27 protein-coding genes are annotated in these 23481 nt (G+C 70.0%); 13 read left to right on the forward strand and 14 right to left on the reverse strand.

Annotated features, from left to right (window positions below):
- Window positions 1–9 precede the first annotated feature (9 nt).
- Window positions 10–2442 carry a DEAD/DEAH box helicase gene (locus BM342_RS11235; protein WP_092965724.1) on the forward strand — a complete coding sequence of 811 codons (2433 nt, stop codon included), beginning with the start codon at window positions 10–12 and terminating at the stop codon, window positions 2440–2442.
- Window positions 2443–2537: 95 nt separating this feature from the next.
- Complete coding sequence (gene lnt / locus BM342_RS11240) at window positions 2538–4076, forward strand: apolipoprotein N-acyltransferase (RefSeq protein WP_255368695.1); 1539 nt, start codon at window positions 2538–2540, stop codon at window positions 4074–4076.
- A 77-nt stretch (window positions 4077–4153) separates the two neighbouring features.
- Here lnt and BM342_RS11245 read toward each other — a convergent pair whose 3' ends face one another.
- The 4 genes from BM342_RS11245 to BM342_RS11260 form a co-directional block, all read right to left on the reverse strand.
- Window positions 4154–4516, reverse strand: coding sequence for an RNA polymerase-binding protein RbpA (locus tag BM342_RS11245; protein WP_092965728.1), 363 nt, complete (start codon window positions 4514–4516; stop codon window positions 4154–4156).
- A gap of 85 nt (window positions 4517–4601) precedes the next feature.
- Window positions 4602–5321 carry a glycerophosphodiester phosphodiesterase family protein gene (locus BM342_RS11250; RefSeq protein ID WP_255368696.1) on the reverse strand — a complete coding sequence of 240 codons (720 nt, stop codon included), beginning with the start codon at window positions 5319–5321 and terminating at the stop codon, window positions 4602–4604.
- Window positions 5322–5365: 44 nt separating this feature from the next.
- Window positions 5366–6316: an SPFH domain-containing protein gene (locus BM342_RS11255; protein WP_092965732.1), complete on the reverse strand. Its 951-nt coding sequence runs from the start codon at window positions 6314–6316 to the stop codon at window positions 5366–5368.
- Entirely contained in the window at window positions 6313–6786 is a 474-nt protein-coding gene (locus tag BM342_RS11260; RefSeq protein WP_092965734.1) for an NfeD family protein, read from the reverse strand. Before BM342_RS11260 ends, BM342_RS11255 begins: the two co-directional genes overlap by 4 nt.
- 133 nt (window positions 6787–6919) lie before the next feature.
- On the opposite strand from BM342_RS11260, the gene BM342_RS11265 reads away from it, so the two are divergent.
- On the forward strand, window positions 6920–7687 hold the full coding sequence (locus tag BM342_RS11265) for an SDR family oxidoreductase (RefSeq protein WP_092965736.1): 768 nt from the start codon (window positions 6920–6922) through the stop codon (window positions 7685–7687).
- Window positions 7688–7762: 75 nt separating this feature from the next.
- Here BM342_RS11265 and BM342_RS11270 read toward each other — a convergent pair whose 3' ends face one another.
- Window positions 7763–8371 (reverse strand): HdeD family acid-resistance protein, encoded by a 609-nt coding sequence (locus BM342_RS11270; RefSeq protein ID WP_092965738.1) that lies wholly within the window; start codon window positions 8369–8371, stop codon window positions 7763–7765.
- A gap of 181 nt (window positions 8372–8552) precedes the next feature.
- On the opposite strand from BM342_RS11270, the gene BM342_RS11275 reads away from it, so the two are divergent.
- The 4 genes from BM342_RS11275 (at window position 8553) to BM342_RS11290 (ending at window position 10541) form a co-directional block, all read left to right on the forward strand.
- Window positions 8553–8996 (forward strand): helix-turn-helix transcriptional regulator, encoded by a 444-nt coding sequence (locus BM342_RS11275; RefSeq protein WP_092965740.1) that lies wholly within the window; start codon window positions 8553–8555, stop codon window positions 8994–8996.
- Between the two features lie 9 nt (window positions 8997–9005).
- Entirely contained in the window at window positions 9006–9416 is a 411-nt protein-coding gene (locus BM342_RS11280; protein WP_092965742.1) for a VOC family protein, read from the forward strand.
- A 96-nt stretch (window positions 9417–9512) separates the two neighbouring features.
- Entirely contained in the window at window positions 9513–9701 is a 189-nt protein-coding gene (locus BM342_RS11285) for a hypothetical protein (RefSeq protein WP_092965744.1), read from the forward strand.
- A gap of 21 nt (window positions 9702–9722) precedes the next feature.
- Window positions 9723–10541, forward strand: a complete 819-nt coding sequence (locus BM342_RS11290) for a phosphotransferase enzyme family protein (protein ID WP_255368699.1) — start codon at window positions 9723–9725, stop codon at window positions 10539–10541.
- A 141-nt stretch (window positions 10542–10682) separates the two neighbouring features.
- Here BM342_RS11290 and BM342_RS11295 read toward each other — a convergent pair whose 3' ends face one another.
- Complete coding sequence (locus BM342_RS11295; RefSeq protein ID WP_092965746.1) at window positions 10683–11459, reverse strand: helix-turn-helix transcriptional regulator; 777 nt, start codon at window positions 11457–11459, stop codon at window positions 10683–10685.
- 49 nt (window positions 11460–11508) lie between these two features.
- On the opposite strand from BM342_RS11295, the gene BM342_RS11300 reads away from it, so the two are divergent.
- Complete coding sequence (locus BM342_RS11300) at window positions 11509–12021, forward strand: DUF2000 family protein (RefSeq protein WP_218154904.1); 513 nt, start codon at window positions 11509–11511, stop codon at window positions 12019–12021.
- 42 nt (window positions 12022–12063) lie between these two features.
- Here the strand turns inward: BM342_RS11300 and BM342_RS11305 are convergent, their stop codons facing one another.
- Window positions 12064–12528: a hypothetical protein gene (locus BM342_RS11305; RefSeq protein ID WP_092965750.1), complete on the reverse strand. Its 465-nt coding sequence runs from the start codon at window positions 12526–12528 to the stop codon at window positions 12064–12066.
- A 69-nt stretch (window positions 12529–12597) separates the two neighbouring features.
- Between BM342_RS11305 and BM342_RS11310 the strand changes: the two genes are divergently transcribed.
- Window positions 12598–13047, forward strand: coding sequence for a MarR family winged helix-turn-helix transcriptional regulator (locus BM342_RS11310; protein WP_092965752.1), 450 nt, complete (start codon window positions 12598–12600; stop codon window positions 13045–13047).
- Between the two features lie 196 nt (window positions 13048–13243).
- Entirely contained in the window at window positions 13244–14041 is a 798-nt protein-coding gene (locus BM342_RS11315; protein ID WP_092965754.1) for a maleylpyruvate isomerase N-terminal domain-containing protein, read from the forward strand.
- Window positions 14042–14045: 4 nt separating this feature from the next.
- Here the strand turns inward: BM342_RS11315 and BM342_RS11320 are convergent, their stop codons facing one another.
- From BM342_RS11320 to BM342_RS11330, 3 genes are all read right to left on the reverse strand, one after another.
- Window positions 14046–14627, reverse strand: coding sequence for a dihydrofolate reductase family protein (locus tag BM342_RS11320; RefSeq protein ID WP_092965756.1), 582 nt, complete (start codon window positions 14625–14627; stop codon window positions 14046–14048).
- Window positions 14628–14800: 173 nt separating this feature from the next.
- Window positions 14801–15781 carry a patatin-like phospholipase family protein gene (locus BM342_RS11325; protein ID WP_092965759.1) on the reverse strand — a complete coding sequence of 327 codons (981 nt, stop codon included), beginning with the start codon at window positions 15779–15781 and terminating at the stop codon, window positions 14801–14803.
- Window positions 15782–16073: 292 nt separating this feature from the next.
- Window positions 16074–16376, reverse strand: coding sequence for a hypothetical protein (locus BM342_RS11330; RefSeq protein WP_143109843.1), 303 nt, complete (start codon window positions 16374–16376; stop codon window positions 16074–16076).
- A 69-nt stretch (window positions 16377–16445) separates the two neighbouring features.
- Between BM342_RS11330 and BM342_RS11335 the strand changes: the two genes are divergently transcribed.
- The gene (locus BM342_RS11335) at window positions 16446–17225 is read left to right on the forward strand and encodes an SDR family NAD(P)-dependent oxidoreductase (RefSeq protein ID WP_092965763.1); all 780 of its coding nucleotides are present in this window, start codon (window positions 16446–16448) and stop codon (window positions 17223–17225) included.
- A 115-nt stretch (window positions 17226–17340) separates the two neighbouring features.
- Here the strand turns inward: BM342_RS11335 and dhaM are convergent, their stop codons facing one another.
- The 3 genes from dhaM to dhaK are packed head-to-tail and all read right to left on the reverse strand — an operon-like array spanning window position 17341 to window position 19739.
- Window positions 17341–18093 (reverse strand): dihydroxyacetone kinase phosphoryl donor subunit DhaM, encoded by a 753-nt coding sequence (gene dhaM, locus BM342_RS11340; protein WP_255368701.1) that lies wholly within the window; start codon window positions 18091–18093, stop codon window positions 17341–17343.
- The gene (gene dhaL / locus BM342_RS11345; protein ID WP_092965765.1) at window positions 18086–18733 is read right to left on the reverse strand and encodes a dihydroxyacetone kinase subunit DhaL; all 648 of its coding nucleotides are present in this window, start codon (window positions 18731–18733) and stop codon (window positions 18086–18088) included. Before dhaL ends, dhaM begins: the two co-directional genes overlap by 8 nt.
- Before the next feature lie 4 nt (window positions 18734–18737).
- Window positions 18738–19739 (reverse strand): dihydroxyacetone kinase subunit DhaK, encoded by a 1002-nt coding sequence (gene dhaK, locus BM342_RS11350; RefSeq protein WP_092965767.1) that lies wholly within the window; start codon window positions 19737–19739, stop codon window positions 18738–18740.
- A gap of 202 nt (window positions 19740–19941) precedes the next feature.
- Here dhaK and BM342_RS11355 point away from each other — a divergent pair, with 202 nt between their 5' ends.
- Window positions 19942–20700 (forward strand): MIP/aquaporin family protein, encoded by a 759-nt coding sequence (locus BM342_RS11355; RefSeq protein ID WP_092965769.1) that lies wholly within the window; start codon window positions 19942–19944, stop codon window positions 20698–20700.
- Window positions 20701–20815: 115 nt separating this feature from the next.
- A complete protein-coding gene (gene glpK, locus BM342_RS11360; RefSeq protein WP_092965771.1) occupies window positions 20816–22330 on the forward strand; it encodes a glycerol kinase GlpK in 1515 nt (504 codons plus the stop codon).
- A gap of 72 nt (window positions 22331–22402) precedes the next feature.
- Here the strand turns inward: glpK and trpD are convergent, their stop codons facing one another.
- Window positions 22403–23455, reverse strand: a complete 1053-nt coding sequence (gene trpD / locus BM342_RS11365) for an anthranilate phosphoribosyltransferase (RefSeq protein ID WP_092965773.1) — start codon at window positions 23453–23455, stop codon at window positions 22403–22405.
- Window positions 23456–23481: the final 26 nt, after the last annotated feature.

A 23481-nucleotide genomic window follows, 5' to 3' on the forward strand; every position in this document is an offset into this window, starting at 1 on the left:
GAGAGGGTGATGAGCCTCTCGCCGGCGGAACGGTATGCGATGTCGCGCGAACAGCGTCGACGTCCCCGACTCCAGGATTTCGCGGCATCCCAACGATTCGACCTCGACGCCTTCCAACATGCCGCGTGCGGTGCGCTCGACGAAGGCAGGAGCGTGCTCGTCGCGGCGCCGACCGGGGCGGGCAAGACCGTCGTGGCCGAGTTCGCCGTGTACCTCGCGATGCAGCAGGCGGACGCGAAGGTCTTTTACACGACGCCGATCAAGGCGCTCTCGAACCAGAAGTACCAGGAGTTCGTCGAGACCTGGGGCGCCGAAGACGTGGGCCTGTTGACCGGCGACACGAACATCAACTCCAACGCGCGCATCGTGGTCATGACCACCGAGGTGCTCCGCAACATGCTGTACGCCGAGTCGCCCACGCTCGACCGCCTCGCCTACGTGGTCATGGACGAGGTGCACTACCTCGCCGACCGCTTCCGCGGTGCCGTGTGGGAGGAGGTCATCATCCACCTCCCCGAAGACGTGCGACTGGTCTCCCTGTCGGCGACCGTGTCGAACGCCGAGGAGTTCGGCGACTGGCTCCAGGCCGTGCGAGGAGACACCGACGTCATCGTCTCCGAGGACCGCCCCGTGCCGCTCGAGCAGCACGTGCTGGTGAAGGCGAAGCTCGTCGACCTGTTCGACTCGTCGGGCAATGCGGCGACCAATCGGGTCAACCCCGAGCTGATCCAGCTCGCTCGCGCAGGCGGCCGCTCGATCTCGTCGCGATCGGCCCGCGGTCGACGCGGCGGCGACCGCGGGCGGTTCCACCAGGGCGGCGCGCAGGGCACCGGGCGCATCGACCGGCCCGAGGTCGTCGACCTGCTGCACGGCAAGCACCTGCTGCCCGCCATCTTCTTCATCTTCTCGCGTGCCGGGTGCGACCAGGCCGTCCGCCAGGTGCTCAGGTCGGGCATCCGCCTCACCGAGACCGCCGAGCGCGACGAGATCCGAGCCGTCGTCGAGTCGCGGGTGCAGATGCTCCGCGACGAGGACCTCGCGGTGCTCGGCTATTGGGACTGGCTCGAGGGCCTGCAACGCGGGGTCGCGGCGCATCACGCCGGCATGCTCCCGGCGTTCAAGGAGGTCGTCGAGGAGCTCTTCCAGCGCAAGCTGGTAAAGGTCGTCTTCGCGACCGAGACGCTCGCACTCGGGGTCAACATGCCGGCGAGGTCGGTCGTGCTCGAGAAGCTCGAGAAGTTCAACGGCGAGGCGCGCGTGCCGATCACACCGGGGGAGTACACCCAGCTCATGGGCCGTGCCGGCCGACGCGGCATCGACGTCGAGGGTCACTCGGTGATCCAGTGGGTCGACGGACTCGACCCCGAGGCCGTCGCGGCGCTGGCCTCCCGGCGGAGCTACCCGATGAACTCGAGCTTCAAGCCGACCTACAACATGGCCGTGAACCTGGTCGACCAGTTCGGGCGCGAGCGCACGCGTCAGGTGCTCGAACTCTCGTTCGCGCAGTTCCAGGCCGACCGGGCGGTCGTCGACCTCGCGCGCACCCTGCGCAAGCAGGAGGAGTCGATGGCGGGCTTCGAGCAGGCCATGCGCTGTCACCTGGGCGACTTCGCGGAGTACGCGGCGATCCGCCGGCGCATCGGCGACCTCGAACGGTCGAACTCGAAGGGCAATCCGACGCACACGCAGCGCGAGCGCATCCAGCGAGACCTCGCCTCAGCCCGCAAGCAGATGCGCGCCCACCCGTGCCACGGCTGCGCCGAGCGCGAGCAGCACGCCCGCTGGGCGGAGCGATGGTGGCGGCTCCACCGCGAGCACGAGCAGCTCTCCCGGCAGATCCACTCGCGAACGGGCCAGATCGCGAAGCAGTTCGATCGCGTCGCCGACGTGCTCGAGCATCTGGGCTACCTCGAGCGCACCGCCGACGGGGGCATGGTCTCCACGGCCGCCGGGCGCATCCTGAAGCGCATCTACGGCGAACGAGACCTGCTCGTCGCCGAGTGCCTGCGCCACGGGCTCTGGAACGGCCTCGACGTGCCGTCGGTCGCGGCGATGGCGGTCTCGCTCGTCTACGAGCCGCGACGCGACGACAGCGGCGAGCAGTTCCGCCTGCCGCGCGGCCGGTTCCGCGACGCGTTCGACCGCACGACCGATGTATGGAGCGAGCTCGACGACCTCGAGCGCGACAACCGCCTGAAGGGGAGCGACGTGCCCTCGCCCGCGCTGGCCATGGCCATGCACGCGTGGGCCTCGGGTGCAGGCCTCGGCGCCGTGCTCTCCGACACCGATCTCGCCGCGGGCGACTTCGTGCGGGTGGCCAAGCAGGTCGTCGACCTGCTCGACCAGGTGTCGATCGTGGCCGACGCCGAGCTCGGCGCCACGGCTCGCGCGGCGATCGATGCGGTGCGCCGGGGCGTCGTCGCGTACGGCTCGACCGTTTGAACCGGCCGGCTGTGCCGGGTTGCCGGCCCGATCGGCGTCGGAGCCTCGGATCCGGCCGCGCATCCGGGCTCGGTCGCGTCGCCTAGGCTGATCTGGTGCCCGCCCCGAGACCGTTGATGCCGCTGTGGGCGGCCGTCGTCGCCGCCGTCGCCGGCGGCCTGATCTACGACCTCGGGTTCCCGGGCGTCTCGTGGTGGCCGCTCGCGTTCGTCGGCATCGCGCTCGCGCTCCTGAGCCTCATCGGCCGTTCGACGTGGGCTGCCCTGCTCGTCGGCTTCGCGTTCGGCCTCGCCTTCTACCTGCAGCAGGTCTCGTGGACGGCCCTCTACCTCGGACCGGTCCCGTGGCTCGCGCTCTCGGTGCTCGAGTCCGCCTTCGTCGCGGGCGGCGCCGTGCTCATCACGCTCGCGTATCGCTGGGTTCCGCGGGCCAGCGACGCGCGCTGGGTGCGCCTGTACGTGCTCCCGGCGCTCGTCGCGGGACTCTGGTGCCTCCGCGAGGCGGTCGTCGGATCGTTCCCGTACGGCGGGTTCCCCTGGGGACGTGCGGCGCTCAGCCAGTCCGAGAGCCCGTTCGCCGAGGTCGTCTCGTGGGCCGGCAGCACCGGCCTCGGTTTCGTCATGGTCTTCCTCGTGGCCGCGATCGTGGAGTGGGTGCGCGCGGCCGGCTGGCGCGACCTGCGTACGGCGATCCCCGTGGTGGCCGTCGCGCTCGTCGCGTTGCTCGTGCCCCAATGGCAGACGACGGATGCCGGCACGCTGCGCGTGGCCAGCGTGCAGGGCAACGGACCTGCGGGCTACTTCGACGAGCGCGAGCAGGGCGACGTGCTGCTCGCCCAGCTCGAGGCCACCGAGCCCGTGCTCGACGAGCCGGGCATCGACGTGCTGCTCTGGCCCGAGGGCGGTTCGGACATCGACCCGCTCCGATCCGATCGCGTGGCACGGGTCTTCGACCGGCTGAGCGACGACCTCGACGCGCCCGTGCTGCTGAACACCGTGACGGTCGAGGGCGACGACGAGGCGAGCGCGCAGTACTTCAACACGTCGATGCTGTGGCGTTCAGGCGAAGGCGCCGTCGCGACCTATGACAAGCGCCACCCGGTGCCGTTCGGCGAGTACATCCCCGATCGCGACTTCTGGTACGCGCTCGCGCCCGACCTGATCGGACTCGTCCAGCGCGGATACACGCCCGGCACCAACCCGCCGGTGTTCGACCTCGGCGACGCGGTGACCGGACTCGCGATCTGCTTCGACGTCATCTACGACGACCTCATCTGGGAGGGCATCGACGACGGCGCGCAGGTGTTCATGTTCCAGACGAACAACGCCGACTTCCGGGGAACCGACGAGAACGAGCAACAGCTCGCGATCGCCAGGCTCCGCGCGATCGAGACGGGTCGGTCGGTCGTGAACATCTCGACGGTCGGCACGAGTCAGGTGATCGACCCGGCCGGGCGCACCATCGATTCGCTTCCGGCGTACGAGCCCGGCGCGATGGTGACCGACGTCGCGCTGCGCGACGGGCGCACGCCCGCGGTCGTGCTCGGGCAGTGGGTGCCGTGGTTCGTCGTCGGCGGTGCCGTGCTCGGTCTCCTCGCAGCGGGCGTACTCGCACGCCGACGCGACCGCGGCTGACCTCGGCGACGCGTCGCCGCCGAAACCACGAACGCCGCCTCCGAAGGGAGACGGCGTCGATGGATGGTGCAGCGCGACTAGGCGCTCTGCTTCTGCCCGCGGCGCGCACGGAGGAACGCGAGGCGCTCCTCGAGCAGCTCTTCGAGCTCGGCGCGGGTACGGCGCTCGAGCAGCATGTCCCAGTGGGTGCGGGCGACCTTCTCGCCCGAACGGTCGATCTCGACCGGCTTCGAGTCGACGAGGAGCACTGCGGACGCGCCGCAGTTGCGGCACTCCCACTCCTCGGGAGTCTCGGCCTCGGTCGAGAAGATCATGACCGTCTCGTGGTTGCATGCCTCGCAGCGGTACGTGTACTGCGCGCGGTCTGCGAAGATCACGCCGTCTTCACTTTGCAGGCTCTGAGCGCCGATGCGCATGCCTCGTAGGCTCCGGTCCGCCATGGCGTACTCCTCTCGATCGTCTATAGGTATAAACGATCAAGCTGTGCGTTCCCCTTCCGGAGGCTGGGTGAATCCCGGGGAATTCTCAGTTTCGGCGGGCGACCACCGCGACGGCGAGGTCCGCACGGTCGCTCACGAGGCCGTCGATGCCGACATCGAGCAGGCGTTCCATGTCGGCCGGATCATTCACGGTCCACACGTGCACCTCGGCTCCGGCCGCATGCACGACCTTCGCGAATCGCCGGGAGACGATGCGCACGGGGCCGAAGCGCTCGGGCACCTGCAACGCGACCGCGCCGCGGAGCGCCCGTCGTACGAGCGAGGGGGAGCCGAGCCAGGTCGCCAGCAGCGCGCCGATCACGCCGGCCTGGCCCACCGAGGTCGCGACGCCGGGCACGAGTTCGGCGAGACGACGGCGTCGTGCATCGGAGAAGCTCGTCAGCAGCACCCGATCGGATGCCGCGGCCGAACGGATCACCTCGGCGACGGGCAGCACCGCCTCGGCCACCTTGACGTCGATGTTGAACCGTGCTCGGGGAAAGCGCTCGAGTGCCTCGGCCAGGGTGCAGAAGGTCTGCCCGAAGCCGAGGTCGACGGCCGTGAGCTCGGGCATGGTCAGGTCGGCCACCACGGCCGAGGTGCCGGCGACACGATCGATCGTCGCGTCGTGGGCGATGACGACGACGCCGTCGCGTGTCAGTCGCACGTCGGTCTCGAGGTACGCGGCGCCGGCCGCCAGCGCGAGCTCGAAGGCGAGCAGCGTGTTCTCGGGGGCCTCCAGCGCGAGGCCGCGGTGTGCGAACACCCGCGGCCTCGGCGCATCGAGGTAGTGCGACGCCACCGTCGCCGTCAGCTGCGACCGAACGAGGTCGTGCCGCTCGCGCCGGGCACCCCGCCGGCATCGGGAGCGGTGGGACCCGCGGGCGGCGTGAACGCCTTGCCGATGCCCTTCAGCGCTTCGGTCAGCTCGCTCGGGATGATCCAGAGCTTGTTGGCCTGCCCCTCGGCGAGCTGGGGGAGCATCTGCAGGTACTGGTACCCGAGCAGCTTGGGGTCGGGGTCGCCCTTGTGGATGGCGTCGAAGACCGTGAGGATCGCCTCGGCCTCGCCCTGTGCGCGGAGCACAGCGGCCTTGGCGTCGCCCTCCGCCTGCAGGATCGCGGCCTGCCGCTGACCCTCTGCCGTGAGGATCGCCGACTGCTTCGTGCCCTCTGCCGTGAGGATCAGCGCGCGACGATCGCGCTCGGCGCGCATCTGCTTCTCCATCGAGTCCTGGATCGAGAGGGGCGGGTCGATCGCCTTGAGCTCGACGCGCGAGACGCGGATGCCCCACTTGCCCGTGGCCTCGTCGAGCACCACGCGCAGCTGGCCGTTGATGTTGTCGCGCGAGGTCAGTGCCTCTTCGAGGTTCAGCCCGCCGACGACGTTGCGGAGGGTCGTGGTCGTGAGCTGCTCGACGGCACCCAGGTAGTTCGCGATCTCGTAGGTCGCAGCGCGCGCGTCGGTCACCTGGAAGTACACGACCGTGTCGATCGAGACGACGAGGTTGTCTTCGGTGATCACCGGCTGCGGCGGGAACGAGACGACCGTCTCGCGCATGTCCACGAGCGGGCGCAGCCGGTCGATGAACGGCACGAGGAGGTTCAGGCCCGGCGTGAGCGTCTTGTGGTAGCGACCCAGCCGTTCGACGACGCCCGCATAGGCCTGCGGCACGATGCGGATCGACCGCGCGATCACCACGATCACGAAGATGACGATCGCGACGACGATGACCGTCGAGATCACCGATGCGACATTCACTGGGGAGTGCTCCTCTCGAGCGGCACGACGACGGCGGTCGCGCCATCGATGCCCGTGACGAGCACACGCTCGCCGACCGCGACATCGGCCTGTTCGGTGATGGGGGAGAGGCGTGCCGTCCACACCTCGCCGTTCTGCAGGCGCACCTGGCCGCCAACGGGGCTCACGGTGCGCACGACGCTGCCGTCGACGCCGATGAGCGCGTCGATGTTGCTGCGGGCCGGATCGGCTCCGCGCTGCAGGGCCCTGAGCAACGAGGGCCGCAACGTGAGGATGAGGCCGATCGCCACCACCGCGGCGACCACGAACTGCGCCCACCACGGAATGCCGAAGAGCCCGGAGAGGAGCCCCGCGACGCTGCCGAGCGCGAGCATCAGGAACGTCATCTCGAGCGTGAACACCTCGATCGTGGCGAAGACGAGGATGAGCACCAACCAGGCGATCCACGCGTACTGGGTGAGCACATCCACTTCGTTCTCCTTCGCACGGGCCCCACCTTCGAAACTAGCAGGGCGAGGGATGCCACGGGGGAGTTGATATCCTCGGTGCGGCGCTACGCCGCGGACCGCACGGTCCGATCCGACCTCCCGAGGAGCCTCGAACGTGACCAACCCACTCGCCCCTGGATCCCTGACCGGCAAGGTCGCTCTCGTGACGGGTTCGTCGCGCGGAATCGGCGCCGACACCGCCAAGTACCTCGCGGGCGCCGGCGCTGCCGTCGTCATCAACTACCGCAGCAAGGCTCCGCGCGCCGAGAAGGTCGTCGCCGAGATCGCCACCGCGGGAGGCCGGGCGATCGCCGTGGGCGCAGACCTCACCGACGCGGCATCCGTGACCGCCATGTTCGAGCAGGCCGTGGCCGCCTTCGGCCCGGTCGACGTGCTCGTGCTGAACGCCTCCGGCGGCATGGAGACCGGCATGGGCGAGGACTACGCCATGCGCCTGAACCGCGATGCGCAGGTCAACGTCGTCGACAACGCACTGCCGCACCTCGCCGAGGGCGCACGCATCGTCTTCGTGACGAGCCACCAGGCGCACTTCATCCGCACGACGCCGACCATGGCCGAGTACGTGCCCGTCGCCCTGTCGAAGCGCGCCGGCGAAGACGCGCTCCGCGCCAAGCTCCCCGAGTTCGAGGCAGCGGGCGTCGAGTTCGTGGTCGTGTCCGGAGACATGATCGAAGGCACCATCACGGCGACGCTGCTCGAGCGCGCGAACCCCGGTGCGATCGCCGCCCGCAAGGAGGACGCGGGCAAGCTCTACAACGTGGCCGAGTTCGCGGCAGAGGTCGCGGCCGCGGCGGTCGACCAGATCCCCGCCGACCACACGCGCTACGTCGGCGACACCTCGGGTTTCGCACCCGAGGCCTGAACCCGCCACGAGAGAGGCCCGGCCGCGAAGCGCATGCGCGTTCGCGACCGGGCCTCCGTCGTCGGATCCGAGGTGCTAGGCCACCGCGGCAGCCGCTCCACGACCGAACCGGAACGCGCGGACGATCTGGATGAGGCCGAGCACGATCAGGGCGATGCCGAGGATCCACCAGAGCACCACCACGTACAGCGGGCTGAAGAGCAGCACGATGCCGGCGAGGATGCTGAGCAGGCCGAAGAAGATCGCCCAGCCGCGCGACGGCGCGTCGCCCGACTGCACGAGCGCGACGATCCCCTCGATGATCCACAGGACGCCGATCAGGATGCCGAGGAAGATCGCGAGCGCCGTCGCCGCCCCCTGCGCATTGGCCAGGGCGAGCACGCCGCCGATGATGAAGAGCACGCCGAGGATGATGTCGAGCGTTCTCGCACCGCCCGAGATCCCGCGGGAGAAGATGCCGAGGCCCAGGTACGCGATGCCCGCGATGATCAGGTAGATCGCGATGAGGTAGACGAACGCGATGGCGGACTTCTCGGGCCAGAACGTGATGAAGATGCCGATGATGAGCGCGACGGCGCCCGAGACGCCGAGCGCCGTGCGCACCGTGTTGATGCCCGACTTCGACAGGTTCTCGGAATCGAGCGAAAATGCCGCGAAGACCGCGGACTGCTGTGGCGACGACATGGGGAATCCTTTCGATGGACGACAGGTGAGGCACGCTCAGCGTATTCCCAGATCCCGGCGCCGGCGCGGACGTGACGGCGAGTCTCGTCGATTGACGCCGCGTTTCGTCACGGCCGCGCCGAGGCATCCGTCGCCGTCCACAGGCGGGCCGGGGCGGTCGACGCTGTGGCAGGATCGGAACGTGACCAGCGGTTCCGGGGGAGAGCAGCGGCTGCGCGACCTGGCGCTGCTGCGACGGGCCCGCGATCGCATCGACCGCGAGTACGCCCAGCCGTTGAACGTCGACGAGCTCGCGCGCGGAGTCAACATGTCGGCCGGGCACTTCAGCCGCCAGTTCAAGGCGGCCTACGGGGAGTCCGTCTACAGCTACCTGATGACCCGGCGCATCGAACGCGCCATGGCGCTGCTGCGCCGCGGCGACCTCAGCGTCACCGAGGTGTGCTTCGAGGTCGGGTGCTCGTCGCTCGGCACCTTCAGCACCCGGTTCACCGAGCTCGTCGGCGTCTCGCCGAGCGTCTACCGGCAGCAGCCCGACGGCATCTTCGAGGGCGTGCCCTCGGTGCTCGCCAAGCGGGTCGCGAGACCGGTCAGGAATCGAGAAGCGCCGACGACGCCTGCGCCGTAGCGTGGCGGCATGGACATCACGATTCAGTACACGTTCCTCCCGCACACCGATGCCGAGGAGTCCCTGACGTTCTACCGGGACACGCTGGGCTTCGAGGTGCGCAACGACGTCGGATACGAGCAGATGCGGTGGATCACCGTCGGGCCCGCCGGCCAGCCCGAGACGTCGATCGTGCTCACGCCGCCCACGCCCGACCCCGGCACGACCGCCGACGAGCGCCGCATCGTCGCCGAGATGATGGCGAAGGGCACGTACGCGAGCATCGTGCTGTCGACGACCGACGTCGATGGCGCGTTCGAGCAGGTCGCCGCGAGCGGTGCCGAAGTCGCCCAGGAGCCGATCGACCAGCCCTACGGCGTGCGCGACTGCGCCTTCCGCGACCCCGCAGGCAACATGGTCCGCATCCAGCAGCCGAACTGATCGAATCGGATGCCGCCGGCAGGGCGTCCGTGACACGAGCCCGACGCCCTGCCATGCTGACCGTACGCATCGCAGTGCGCAACCGAGGAGGTCGCCATGGAGTTCGTCATCGGATCGGTCGTCGTCGCGGCGATGCTCGTCGCGGGAACGACCATCGTCGTGCTACGCGAACGTCGCACCCGTCAGGCGCCGAGCGACGCCGATGCCTCGATGCCCGGCGACCGCCTCAACAGCGAGGCGATCGCCGCGGCGCACGCAGCCGGAGCCTCGAAGCGGGCGTTCTAGCCGGCATGCCATGATCGGGACGTGCCAGACGTCCGATTCGAGGCCTCCGAGCCCGAAGAGGCGCTGACCGGGGGCAACATGCAGGCGGTCGTGAGGGTCGGAGGCACCGTTCGCCGCATCGCAGGACCGTGGACCCCCGCCGTGCACGCGCTGCTCGACGTGCTGAAGGCCGGGGGAGTGGCGGAGGCGCCGCGCCCGCTCGGCCTCGACGAGTTCGGACGCGAGGTGCTGACCTACCTGCCGGGCGCCGTCCTCGACGACGTCCCGGCGGCGGAGCGCTGGTCGACGTCGATGCTCGAGCAGGCCGGTGCGCTCCTGCGCCGCGTGCACGATGCGAGCACGGCACTCGAGCTCGACGACCTGACCTGGCGATCTCCGACGCGTGAACCGGTCGAGGTCGTCTGCCACAACGACTTCGCCCCGTACAACCTGCTCGTACGGGGCGATCGGCTCACCGGCGTCATCGACTTCGACTTCGCGTCACCCGGGCCGCGCGTGCGCGACCTCGCCTACCTGGCGTATCGGATCGCGCCGTTCGCCGAGGACGCGCTCGACGAGAGTGCGACGACGCCCGACGAACGCCTCGCACGGCTGCGGCGCCTCATCGAGGCCTACGGCATCGCCTACGACACGGCGACGGTGCTGCGCGCCGCCGCGGACCGACTCGTCGAGCTCGCCGTGTTCACCGACGCCCGTGCTGGAGAGACCGGGCGCGACGACCTTCCGCAGCATGCTGCGATGTACCGCCGGGACGCCGCTCGCCTGCACCGGCTCGTGATCGCGCAGGGAACCGGCGACCCGCCGCAGCAGCAGCCGGCAGGCGGTGAGTGCGGCGCGTGAAGCGGATCGGATCCGACCGAATGCGCGAGTCGCGCCTCGCTCAGGGGTAGCCGTCCATCCGGTTGCGGGTCCGTCGCTCGGCCTCCTGCACCGCCTCGAGCCGGGTGGCTTCGGGTGCCGCCTGCTGCGGGTGCTGACCGATCAGGCTGCGAAAGCCCCGGGCGTCGCGCCCAGGATCCGACGGAAGTGACGGGTCAGGTGCGCCTGATCGTGGAACCCCGCGATCGCCGCGCTTTCGGCGGGCGAGTGGCCGTCGACCAGCAGCCGCCGTGCGAGGTCGACCCGGCGGCCCGTCACATACCGATGCGGTGCGATGCCGTACGCCTGCGAGAACACCCGCACGAGATGGCTCGGATGCGCACCCAGCTCGATCGCGGCCTCGGCGATCGTGAACGACTCCGTGAGACGGTCGTCGAGGAGCCTGCGGAGTCGCCGCGCGAGCGGTGCGTCAGGAAGGCCGGGCGGCGGCGTACCGAGACTCGCGAGCGCATGGCGGCGGAACTCGAGCGCCCAGTGCTCGGCGGCGAGGGCGTCGCCGGGGGAGCGGAGCGCCGCGTGAACGCGACGGACGGCGGCGACCGCGTCGGCGGTTCCGATCGTGGGACGCCGCGCCGCGGCATCCGGAGCGTTCGCAGGCAGCCAGCCGGACTCGAAGTAGAGCACGCGCTTGCGGTAGCCCCGACCGTCGAGCGCCGAACGCCCGTCGTGGGGAACGCCGGGCGGCAGCAAGGTGATCGAGGCCGGACTCGCGTGGTGCGCGACCCGGTCGAGGTCGTAGGCGACCGCGCCCTCGTCGATGAGCAGCACGGTCCAGTCGTCATGCGTGTGCGCCGGATAGGCGTGGTGGTCGAAGCTGGCGTGCAGCACCTCGCGCACCGACGGCACGTCGGGATGCCATGCGCGAACCGAGTCGACCATGCAAGAAACGTACAAGACGCGCCTGAGGGCCTCGGCGAAGACTGGGATCATGCCTCACACCGCCGGGAGCGCGCTCGCGCTCGAAGACCCGCACACCCCGACCGCGTCGACCAGCGCCGCCGCCGCTGATCCGACCAACTCCGCGACCGCCCCTCGCTTCGACACGAAGATCGTGGTGGTCCTGCGCGACGACCTCGCGGCATGGCAGGAGCTCAATGTGACCGCGTTCCTCATGAGCGGGATCGCGACCAGCGAAGCAGGCGTCACGGGGGAGCCGTACCGTGACCGCGACGGAAACGCCTACCTGCCGATGCTGCGGCAGCCGGTCGTCGTCATGACCGGCGACGCCGAGCGCCTGGGCTCGATCCGGACGAAGGCCGTCGCCCGCGGCATCCCGCTCGCGGTCTACACGAAGGACCTGTTCGCCACCGGCCACGACGAGGCGAACCGGGCCGCCGTCGCCGCGGTGGCATCCGGTGACCTCGATCTCGTCGGCATCGCCCTGCGCGGCCCTCGGAACGCCGTCGATCGCCTCGTGAAGGGGGCGTCGTTGCACGCGTGACGCAGCCGCCGACGGACACCACACCGCACCGCACCGAAGGCGCTACTCGAGCACGCCCGCACGTTCCGACGGGAGGCCTTCCGGTCGGCGAGGTGCGCTGCGAGCCGGATGCGGCACGCGGGCGCGCAGCGACCAGCCGGCGAACAGGACGGACAACAGGATCACGATCACGCCCAGTGGAACATGGAGCGCGGTCAGGGACCGGAACCCGGCGAACGCCTGCAACGACATGAGCGCCAGCATCCCGATCGTCGCAGCGATCGGCCACCTCGGCGCCTGCCCGAACCGTCGGGCGAGGATCGCCGCGACGATGCTCACCATCACGGCGACGCCGGCGATCGTGGCCAGTTCGCGGTGTGCCGCGAAGGCCCAGTGCATCCCGCCCATGAACAGTCCTGCCAGCACTGACTGCATGAACATGAGCACAGCGGTCGCGATCAGGCAGACGCGCAGGAGCCGATCAGGCCATCGCTGCGGGTCGCGGCTTGCTTCATCAGAGAGGGTCATAGGGGGACCATACCGATTAGATCCAAATGAATCAATTGCATTTGGATCTAATTAGGGGAGAATCGAGCCATGAGCGAAGACCGGGCCCAGATCTCGATCGAGGTGGGAGTGCTGCTGAACCAGGTCCACTCGGCGGCGACCGAACGCCTGAACACGGCACTGCAGCCGATGAACCTGAACAGCCGCCATGCGGCGGTGATGTTCCTGATCCGAGACGGCGTCGAGACGCAGCGGGATCTCGTCGCCCGGCTGAACACCGACAAGACGGGAATGGTCCGGATGGTCGACGATCTCGATCGGCTCGGGTACGTCTCGAGGACGCCGTCGACGAGCGACCGACGCGTCACGATACTCAGGCTGACGGCTGCCGGCGAAGATGCGCTGCGCGAGGCGCAGCTGCACACACGACGGGTCGCCGACGACGTGTTCCATGCCGTCGACTCGGAGGACCTGGTTGCACTGAGGTCGATCCTGAGCCGTGTGCTGGGCTCGCATGCGTCGACTGGAAATGCCGGTTGATCAGGAGGTCGCGATTCTGGACATTGCGCCGATAATGCGCATTATGTCCGATCGAGGAAAATGGCTCGGTCAGATCCCGCGCGTTGCGCCGACACCAGGGACTCCTCCGCCCCTCCGTCCGTGCGGGCCGATGCCCTCACGCGTTCGCATCGAAGCATGCCGCCCGGTCACCGGAGCGCTGTGGTAGAAAGCCGGGGTGAGCAGCATCCTCGCGTTCCCTGATCAGCTGCGGCTGATCGACGAACGGTCGGCCGCCTTCCGCGCCGCGGTCGCCTCGGCACCCGGCCTCGACATCCGGATGCCGACCAATCCCGAGCGGACGCTGTTCGATCACGTGCAGCACGTGGGCATGGGCCGCCGCAAGACCGCCGCCATCGTCATCGCCGGACCGGCGGACGCTCCCCCGGCGGAGTCCGAATGGGCCGGTGGCGCAGGGGCGCCGCGGGAACGCGACGCGCTCCTGGCCTGGTGGGACGAGTCCGTCGAGCACGTCGTGCGCGTGCTGCGTGAGGCGGGCCCCGATCGCGAGTGCTGGACCTGGTGGGAGGACTCGCCGTCACCGCAGACATCCGGGGCCTGGGCGCGACGCCAGCTTCACGAGATCGCGGTGCACACCTCCGATGTCCAGCTCGCTGTCGGCGCACCGCAGCCGATACCCGAGGAGATCGCCCTCGACGGGTTCGACGACTGCCAGTTCACCCTCTGCGCGACGACGGTCGCCTGGCCGCACGACCCCGCCATCGTCGACTACCACGCCGCCGAGGGCCGCTCCTGGCGCCTCCGGCTCTCCGACCACGGCGCACAGGTCACCCGCCTCACCCCGGGCGTCAGTGCCGGCGCCGGCGAGGGCCCCGGCACCGCCGATGCCACCGCCCGTGGCACGGCCAGCGACTTGGTGCTGTTCTTCTACGGCCGAATCTCGCTGGATTCGCTGACGTTCGAAGGCGACCGCCGCATCTTCGATCAGCTCGCGGACTGGGATCCGTCCGTCTGACCGATCAGCGGCGCACGCGGAAGCTCAGGTGCAGCACCCGATCACCCTGGATCACCACGTCCGGATCCTCCAGCAGGTGCTGCGCATCGACCGATCCGAAGAAGCGCTTGCCGGTCCCGAACACGACGGGTGCGACATCCATGCGTACCTCGTCGACCAGGTCGGCTGCGAGCACCTGGCCCCCGACTTCGCCGGCAGCCACCTCGACGATGCGGTCCCCTGCGAGCTCCTGAGCCGTGGCAACGGCCGCCTCGATGCCGTCGACGAAGTGGAACGGCGCCTCGGGATCCCAGCCCTCGGGGGCCGGGCGGTGCGTCACGACGACCACGTGATCGACCCCCGCGGGAGGCTTCCCGTCCCATCCGTCCGTCAGGTCGAAGACGTCGCGGCCGACGATCGTCACCGCGATCGCGTCCCAGTACGGCCTGGTGTAGTCGAACGAGGCCTGCGACACCTGCAACACACCGCTCTCGTCTAACGGCACGTCGCCGTTCAACAACCAGTCGAAGAGAGGTCCGGGCTGGCCGTCCTCATCGGCGATGAATCCGTCGACCGACACCGAGCTGTACATGACGACCTTGCCCACGAGGTGCTCCCCTGCTTCGGTGCGCCTCCTCCAGGATCCCCTGATCCGGCATCGAGTTCGCGCACGTCGTTCATTGAACCGCCGCGCGGCGACTCCGTCCAGCCCTCGTCGGGCCGCCAGCCTTCGCCGGGCCGTCGACGCGCGCCGGGTGACGTACCCGCCGGGTCCTTCGGTCAGCGCCAGTGCCCGGCCAGCGCCTCCGCGAGCGCACTCCCCTGCTGATAGCCGGCACGGGCGGCATCCGGCCGCAACGACGGAACCATCGCATTGGCACCGAACAGGTGTTCGAAGGCAGGGTCCGGCACGACGACCTGCACGAGACTGCCCTCCGCGCGCAGCGCATCGACCTGCGTCGACAGGTGGGTGCCCCATGCGAAGGGATGCAGCGACCTGCCCCCGAGCGGCGACAGCACCAGCACCCGCTCGTATCCGACGGCGAGATCGGCGTTCTCGGCGTTCGATCGATACCCGCCGTCGATGAATCGGCCCTCGCCGATTCGATAGGCGAATCCGCCCGCGCAGCTCGCGGCCACGGCGTCCACCAGGTCGACGCCGCTCCCCCGATCGAACACGACGGGTTCGCCGTTCGTCGCATCGACGGCGGTGATGAGGACCCGCCGGTCAGGCCATGCGTTGCGGGGCAGCCTGGCTGCGACGGTCGCACGCCACTGCACCCCCGCCTGGGGGCTCGAGGCCGGATCCGCCTCGAGCAGGCGACCCATTCGGCGGCGGAGGTCGTCGATCGAGTCGGCCTCGGCGATCGTCGCCTGCAGGCGGGCGAGGTGGTTCACCGTGAGGCGTCCGGTGCCCGTGGGGCCGTCGGCGCCGCCCGAGCCCGAGCCCGTACTCGACCCGGCGTCTCCCGCGGGCCGAACAGGCCGAGGCGGCCGCGGTGACATCGGGGCGAGGGCCGCGGTGTACAGGTCGCCGGGTCCCGCCCCCGCGATCTGGGCCGCGGCCGTCGCGCCGGCGGAGGTGCCGACGGTCAGGTCGGCGTCCGTCACGTCGAGGCCGGCCTCGTGAAGGCCGGCGATGACGCCGATCAGCCAGGCGTTGCCCGTCGAGCCGCCGCCGCCGAGGACGAGGGCCGTTCGAGCGGGGTGGGCCGAGACATCCGGTGTCGTCTCGCGGTGGGACTGAAGTGAGTGGTTCATCGTGATCGCTTTCTGAGCGTGCGTGCAGCACTCCCCTGCGACGGCTACGTCAGTCGCGCGATCGTGAACTCGAGGGAGCGCCCGGAATGGACAGTGCGTGCATCGGGCTCACCTCCTCGGATCGTGTCACGTTCGTCGAGCACTCTACCCCTCGCCAGCATCCGGTGACCATCAGGGAGATCGCGCGCTCCGATCATCGCTTTCCGGGAATTGAACAGCGCGCACTCATGCAACGACCACATGAATGGTCGAACGCCAGTGCGGAACGCGAACGGATGCCGCTCGCCTCCGTTCACCGATCGATGGGCATCCCCAACTCGTTCAGCGGCGTGTCGATCGCCCGCTCCGGCAGGCGCTCGGAGGTCGGGCACACGAGCATCGAGTTCGGCGTCGAGTGGTCGACGAAGTGCTCGCCCATCGCATGTCCGCACAGTGGGCACGGTCGCTCGGCGATCGGTCGCGGGTCTTCAGGATTCTCATCGGCGGCCTGCGTGCCGCCGAGCGTCCCGGCCATCGAATGGCCGACCCGATCGACCATCCGGGACAACGGGTTTCCGGTCTTGCCCTCAGGCGGGCTCGCCTCTGTGCGCACCATGCGCGGATGCTACGCCTGCCCGCCTGCGGCCGCCAGCACCCCCGGGACATCCGTTCTACGCTGGGAGGCATGCCCACTCGAACGCCTGCCGACGCGCGCACCAGTCGCCCGGTCACCATCATCACCGGCGCCAGCCGCGGCATCGGCGCCGCGATCGCGACCCGGCTCGCCGCAGACGGGCACGACCTCGCCCTCACCTACCGCGATCGCCGCGCCGAAGCCGAGGCCGTCCAGGCCGAGTGCGAGTCGCACGGTGCGACCGTCATGCTGCTCCAGGTCGACATGAACGACCTGGATGCCGCGGCGATCGTCCTCCCCGCCGTGATCGCCCGGTTCGGCACCGTGTCGAATCTCGTGAACAATGCGGGCATCACCGCGCGCATCGGACCGTTCCTCGACGCACCCATCGAGGAGACCGAGCGCGTGTTCCGGATCAACGTGCTGGCGCCGACCCTGCTCACGCAGGCGGCCGTCGCCCACATGGCCACCGACCGCGGGGGCGTGGGCGGAAGCATCGTCAACATCTCCTCCGGCGCGGCGACGAGCGGATCGCCGAACACCTACGTGACGTACGCCATGAGCAAGGCCGCGCTGAACGCGCTCACGATCGGCGCCTCGAAGGAGTTCGGCCCCGTCGGGGTGCGCGTCAACACGGTGTCGCCCGGCACCACCCGCACCGAGATCCACGCGGCCGCCGGCCGGCCGGATGCGCCCGACGAGCGTGCACCGGGCATCCCGATGCGCCGCCCGGGCGAGCCGCACGAGATCGCGGGCGCCGTGGCCTACCTGCTCTCCGACGACGCCTCCTACACGTCGGGCGCCGACATCCGCATCACCGGAGGCAACTGAGCCGCTCGGCGGTTCCCAGAGCGGGCGTGCGCACCCGGCACCACTGCCGGCACGGATGCCGACGCGGCCGGCGACCCGACGATGCCACGTCGTGTCGCAGGCCGCGTACGGTCCGTCAGTGCTCGCCGAACCCGCTCTGCACGAGGGCGGCGACCGCGTCGACCGCCGCGCCGCCGTCGGGGTCGTCGCTCGCGATCTCGATCGTCGCCCCCTTCGTGAGCCCGAGCGCCATGATCGCGAGCAGGCTCCGTGCGTCGGTGCCGTTCACGGTGACGCGCGCGTCGAACGTGCTTGCGAGCTTCACGAGCTCCGCGGCGGGTCGTGCGTGCAGTCCGTCGTCGTTCGTGATGGTCTCGCGCCGCACATGACCGGTCGAGGCGCTGATCGCGTCGGACGGGGCCACGGATGCCGCTGCGCCGCCGTCGCCTCGCCCGTCAGGGGCATCCGCTGCGCCGCCGTCGCCCCCGGGGCCGACTGCGGATCGCGCGGCCGCGACCACGGCGTCGAGAGCCTCGCCGGCCTCGGCCGCGACGGCCGCCGCGACGCCACCCTCGACGAGCGGTGCGTCGGCCACCACGACACGCGACCGCACCTCGTCGTCGAGGAAGTCGAGCGCCGTCTCGGTCGTGAGGATCGCCGACCCGAGGTCGCAGAGCACGACGACGCCCGCACCTGCGTCCGCCTCGCCGATCGCGGAACTCACCCGGTCGAAGCTCGTGCCGATGCGTCCGTCGTCTGTGCCGCCCGCGGCGACGAGGGCGACCGACGGTGCCATCTGCGCGGCGAGGTCGACGAGCCCCTCGGCGATCTTCGCCGAGTGCGAGACGAACACCAGTCCGACGCGCTCCCCGTCGGCCACCTCAGGCACCCGTCGCGTCCGACGCGGCGTCGGACGCGGCTCGCAGCAGCAGGGCGGTGGATTGGGCGCCGGGATCACGATGGCCGACCGATCGCTCGCCCAGGTAGCTCGCCCGCCCCTTTCGGGCCACGAGCGGCTCCGTCGCCACCGCGCCAGCTTCGGCAGCCGAAGCCGCCGCCTCGAGCACGGCGGTCGCATCGGCACCGGATGCCGCGGCAGCCGTCGCGGCATCCACGGCGGGCGTCCACGCGTCGACCATGGTCTTGTCGCCGGACTCGGCCTTGCCCCGGGAGACGATGCCGTCGCGTGCGGCGGTCAGCAGCCCGGCGACCGCCTCCCCGTCGAGCGAGGACTCCGAACCCGCCGACGCCGCGGCCTTCAGGTACGCCGTGCCGTACAGCGGACCAGCGGCACCGCCGACCGTCGAGATGAGGGTCATCGCGACGAGCTTCAGCACGTCACCCGGCGTCGACCCGGCGGCGAGGTCGTCGAGTTTCGGGACCACGGCGGTGAACCCCCGGTCCAGGTTCTCACCATGGTCGCCGTCGCCGATGTCGCGATCGAGCCTGATCAGCTCGACGCGATGCTCGGCGATGACGTCGGCGCTTCGCCTGACCCAGTCGACCGCCCAAGTGATGTCGAGTCCCACGCGCCTAACGCCCCCATCTCAGCGCCGCAGTCTGAACGGGCGCGTCCCAGAGACCGATCATCTCGTCGTCGAGCTTCAGCAGCGTGATCGACATGCCCTGCATCTCGAGAGCCGTGATGTAGTTGCCCACGAGCGAACGCTCGACCGTGATGCCGCGCTCGCGCAGCACCTCGTCGGCGCGGCGGTACGCCAGGTACAGCTCGACCTGGGGCGTGCCTCCCATACCGTTCACGAAGAGCAGCACGCGGTCGCCCTCGCCGTACGGCAGGTCGGCCAGGATCGGATCGAGCAGTCGGTCGACGAGACGATCGGCGGGTTCGAGGCCGATGCGCTCGCGTCCGGGTTCGCCGTGGATGCCGATGCCGATCTCGATCTCGTCGTCGCCGATGTCGAAGCTCGGCTCTCCGGCGTGCGGCACGACGCAGGCCGTGAGCGCGAGGCCCATGGAGCGCGCGTTCGCATTCACCCGTTCGGCGATGGAGGCGACCTCGTCGAGCGAATCGCCTCGCTCGGCAGCGGCGCCGGCGATCTTCTCGACGAGCACGGTGCCTCCGACGCCGCGACGGCCGGCGGTGTAGAGCGAGTCCAGCACGGCGACGTCGTCGTCGGTGACGACCGCGCGCACCGTGATGCCGTCCATGCCGGCGAGCTCGGCCGCGGTCTCGAAGTTGAGCACGTCACCCGTGTAGTTCTTCACGATGTGCAGCACACCGGCTCCGCCGTCGACTGCCTTGGTCGCCGCGAGGATCGGGTCGGGCGTCGGCGACGTGAACACCGCGCCGGGCACGGCTGCGTCGAGCATGCCGAAGCCGACGTAGCCCGCGTGCAGGGGTTCGTGCCCGCTGCCGCCGCCGCTGACGATGCCGACCTTGCCGGCGATGGGGGCGTCCGCCCGCACCACGTGCACCGGGTCGAGTTCGACTCGCACCAGGTCCGAATGCGCCCGTCCGAATCCGGCGACCGATTCCTCGACCACCCGTCTCGGATCGTTGATGATCTTCTTCACGCTCATCCTCTCCCCCGGGCTGCAGGATGCCGAGCGACTGTGCATCGGCCCCGACGCAGCACTCCCTTCGCAAACCTACGCCAGCAGGCGCACGGCGTGGAAGAGGGTCTGCGAACTCGCGCGCGGGCATTCCCCGCGAACGGGCCACGGGGATATGGTGACAATGCACCGCAACGCCGCGGCGCACGCGAAGGGGGTAGCAATGAATCTCGGGATCATCTTCCTTTCGGAGATGGTGGGCACGGCCATGCTGGTCCTGCTCGGTACCGGTGTCGTCGCGAACGTTGCGCTCGCGAAGAACAAGGGACACAACGGCGGGTTCCTGATGGTGAACATCGGCTGGGGCCTCGCGGTCTTCGCCGGCGTCATCGTCTCCTACGCGTCGGGTGCCCACCTGAACCCGGCCGTCACGCTGGGCCTCACGGCGAACTACCTCGGCAAGGGCGTCACGGAGTTCGTTCCGGGCATCCCCGTCGACGGGGCGTCGATCCTCACCTACATCAGCGCGCAGCTGGTCGGCGCCTTCATCGGAGCGGTCTTCTGCTGGCTGGCGTACAAGCAGCACTTCGACGCCGAACCCGAGCCCGCCAACAAGCTGGGCGTGTTCTCGACCGGCCCGGCGATCCGCTCGTACGCCTGGAACCTCATCACGGAGATCATCGGCACGTTCGTGCTGGTGTTCGTCATCCTGGGCTTCTCCTACGGCGGCACTCCGGCCGAGCTCGGCGCCATCCCCGTCGCGTTCCTCGTGATCGCGATCGGCGCGTCCCTCGGTGGCCCGACCGGCTACGCCATCAACCCTGCGCGCGACCTCGGCCCGCGCATCGCGCACGCCCTGCTGCCCATCAAGGGCAAGGGCGCGAGCGACTGGGGGTACTCCTGGGTCCCGGTGGTCGGTCCGATCATCGGCGGCCTCATCGCAGGTTGGGCCGCGCTGGTCCTCCTGCCCGTTCTCAGCTGAGCGGCGCCCGCTCCTCGCGAGCGGGTGAACAGGGCGGCCCGCGCCGACCCGGCGCGGGCCCGCGATCACGTATTCGCGCGCCTCGCGGAACGGGGCCGCACGCAGAGAGGAAGTCATGGCCGACTACATCCTGGCGATCGACCAGGGAACCACGAGCACCCGCTCGATCATCTTCGACAAGCAGGGGTCGATCATCGCCACGGGGCAGCTGGAGCACGAGCAGATCTTCCCGAAGGCCGGCTGGGTCGAGCACGATCCGATGGAGATCTGGCACAACACCCGGGAGGTGATCGGCCAGGCCCTCGGCAAGGCCGACATCACCCGCCACGACATCGCCGCAGTGGGCATCACCAACCAGCGCGAGACGGCCGTGGTGTGGGACAAGAACACCGGTGAACCCGTCTACAACGCGATCGTCTGGCAGGACACCCGCACGCAGCCGATCGTCGACCGGCTCGCGGCCGACGGCGGCGTCGAGCGCTTCAAGCAGGATGTCGGGCTCCCGCTGGCGACCTACTTCTCGGGCACGAAGATCGTCTGGATCCTCGAGAACGTCGAGGGCGCACGCGAGAAGGCCGAGGCCGGCGACCTGCTCTTCGGCACCACCGACTGCTGGGTGCTCTGGAACCTGACCGGCGGCGTCGAGGGCGGCGTGCACGCGACCGACGTGACGAACGCCAGCCGCACGCTGTTCATGGACCTCGAGACGCTCTCGTGGCGCGACGACATCCTCGAGGCGTTCGGGGTTCCGAAGTCGATGCTGCCCGAGATCCGGTCGTCCTCCGAGGTCTACGGCACCGTCGAGCCCTCGAGCCTCCTGCGCGAGGTCCCCGTCGCCGGCATCCTGGGCGACCAGCAGGCCGCGACCTTCGGCCAGGCCGCGTTCGACGCCGGAGAGTCGAAGAACACCTACGGCACGGGCAACTTCCTGATCTTCAACACCGACACCGAGATCGTGCACTCGAAGAACGGACTGCTCACGACGCTGGGCTACAAGCTGGGCGACCAGCCGGCCCACTACGCGCTCGAGGGTTCGATCGCGGTCACCGGATCCCTGATCCAGTGGTTGCGCGACAATCTCGGGCTCATCTCGAGCGCTCCCGAGGTCGAGGAGCTCGCGAAGTCGGTCGAGGACAACGGCGGCGCGTACTTCGTTCCGGCATTCTCGGGCCTGTTCGCACCGTACTGGCGATCCGATGCGCGCGGCGCACTGGTGGGCCTCACCCGATTCGTCAACAAGGGCCACATCGCGCGCGCGGCGCTCGAGGCGACCGCATTCCAGACCCGCGAAGTGCTCGACGCCGTGAACGCCGATTCCGGCGTGGACCTCACGGAGCTCAAGGTCGACGGCGGCATGATCGCCAACAACACGCTCATGCAGTTCCAGGCCGACATCCTCGGCGTGCCGGTCGTGCGTCCGGTCGTCGCCGAGACGACGGCGCTCGGCGCGGCCTACGCCGCCGGCCTCGCGGTCGGATTCTGGTCCGACCTCGACGAGCTCCGCGCCAACTGGCAGGAGGACTCGCGATGGGAGCCGAAGATGGACGCCGACGAGCGCGACCGTCAGATCCGCCTCTGGAAGAAGGCCGTGACGAAGACCTTCGACTGGGTCGACGGCGACGTGACCTGATCGCCGTCCGATGAACGACTCGGGCCCCGCGGATGTCGCGGGGCCCGAGTCGTGCGTCCGGCCGTGCCGCGCTCACCGCTTGGTCGCGGCGATCCACTCCTCGAGCTTGCGGGCGGCAGCCCCGCTGTCGATCGTCGAGGCCGCGACGAGCATCTGCTCGGCGAACCGGTCGAGGATCGAGCGCTGCACCTGCGCGGGATCCTTCGCGAGTGCGTAGGACACGAGTCCGGCGGCCGCGTTCAGCACGACGATGTCGCGCACCGGCCCGGTCTCGCCGGCGAACACGCGGTGCACGACCTCGGCGTTGAATGCGGCGTCGCCGCCCTTCAGCTGGTCGATCTTCGCGCGGGCGATGCCGAGGTCGCGCGGGTCGAGGTCGTGCTCCTTCACCGTGCCGCGCGAGACCTCCCACACATGGCTGTGCCCGGTCGTCGTGAGCTCGTCGAGACCGTCATCGCCCCGGAACACGAGCGCAGTCGCGCCGCGCGTCTGGAACACGCCGACGATGAGCGGAACCCGGTCGAGGTGCGCGACGCCGACCGCCGAGGCTTCGGGCCGCGCCGGGTTGCAGAGCGGGCCCAGGAAGTTGAAGACGGTCGGAACGCCCAACTGGGCGCGCACGGCCCCGGCGTGGCGGAAGCCGGGGTGGAACGCCGACGCGAAGGCGAACGTGATGCCGGCCTCGTCGAGCACCTGCCCGACCCGTTCGGCGGGCAGCGCGAGGTCGATGCCGAGAGCGGCCAGCACGTCGGAGGAGCCCGATGCAGAACTCGCCGCTCGGTTGCCGTGCTTGATGACCGGGACGCCGGATGCCGCGGCGACGACTGAGGCCATGGTCGAGACGTTCACCGTGCCGAACCGGTCTCCGCCGGTGCCGACGATGTCGAGGGCCATGGGATCGACGTCGAGCGGAACGGCGTGCTCGAGCACGGCGTCGCGGAATCCGACGACCTCGTCGACCGTCTCGCCCTTCGCGCGGAGCGCGACGAGGAACGCGGCGAGCTGCGCCTCGGTGGCGACCCCCGTCATGACCTGCTCCATGCACCACGCGGCATCCGACACGCTGAGGTCCTCTCCGTCGAGGAGGGCGGTCAGGATCGCGGGCCAGGTCTGTTCGGCGGACATGGTGACGATCCTAGCCATCGATTCAG

The sequence above is a fragment of the Agromyces sp. CF514 genome (assembly GCF_900113185.1).
In the GTDB taxonomy this organism is placed as follows: Bacteria; Actinomycetota; Actinomycetes; order Actinomycetales; family Microbacteriaceae; genus Agromyces.

Coding starts and splice junctions, on each gene's coding strand:
- BM342_RS11235 (WP_092965724.1), top strand. CDS start 10: ATGAGCCTCTCGCCGGCGGAACGGTATGCGATGTCGCGCGAACAGCGT.
- BM342_RS11245 (WP_092965728.1), bottom strand. CDS start 4,516: ATGGCGGACCGGAGCCTACGAGGCATGCGCATCGGCGCTCAGAGCCTG.
- BM342_RS11270 (WP_092965738.1), bottom strand. CDS start 8,371: ATGTCGTCGCCACAGCAGTCCGCGGTCTTCGCGGCATTTTCGCTCGAT.
- BM342_RS11280 (WP_092965742.1), top strand. CDS start 9,006: ATGGACATCACGATTCAGTACACGTTCCTCCCGCACACCGATGCCGAG.
- BM342_RS11285 (WP_092965744.1), top strand. CDS start 9,513: ATGGAGTTCGTCATCGGATCGGTCGTCGTCGCGGCGATGCTCGTCGCG.
- BM342_RS11295 (WP_092965746.1), bottom strand. CDS start 11,459: ATGGTCGACTCGGTTCGCGCATGGCATCCCGACGTGCCGTCGGTGCGC.
- BM342_RS11300 (WP_218154904.1), top strand. CDS start 11,509: ATGCCTCACACCGCCGGGAGCGCGCTCGCGCTCGAAGACCCGCACACC.
- BM342_RS11305 (WP_092965750.1), bottom strand. CDS start 12,528: ATGACCCTCTCTGATGAAGCAAGCCGCGACCCGCAGCGATGGCCTGAT.
- BM342_RS11310 (WP_092965752.1), top strand. CDS start 12,598: ATGAGCGAAGACCGGGCCCAGATCTCGATCGAGGTGGGAGTGCTGCTG.
- BM342_RS11325 (WP_092965759.1), bottom strand. CDS start 15,781: ATGAACCACTCACTTCAGTCCCACCGCGAGACGACACCGGATGTCTCG.
- BM342_RS11330 (WP_143109843.1), bottom strand. CDS start 16,376: ATGGTGCGCACAGAGGCGAGCCCGCCTGAGGGCAAGACCGGAAACCCG.
- BM342_RS11335 (WP_092965763.1), top strand. CDS start 16,446: ATGCCCACTCGAACGCCTGCCGACGCGCGCACCAGTCGCCCGGTCACC.
- BM342_RS11355 (WP_092965769.1), top strand. CDS start 19,942: ATGAATCTCGGGATCATCTTCCTTTCGGAGATGGTGGGCACGGCCATG.
- glpK (WP_092965771.1), top strand. CDS start 20,816: ATGGCCGACTACATCCTGGCGATCGACCAGGGAACCACGAGCACCCGC.
- trpD (WP_092965773.1), bottom strand. CDS start 23,455: ATGTCCGCCGAACAGACCTGGCCCGCGATCCTGACCGCCCTCCTCGAC.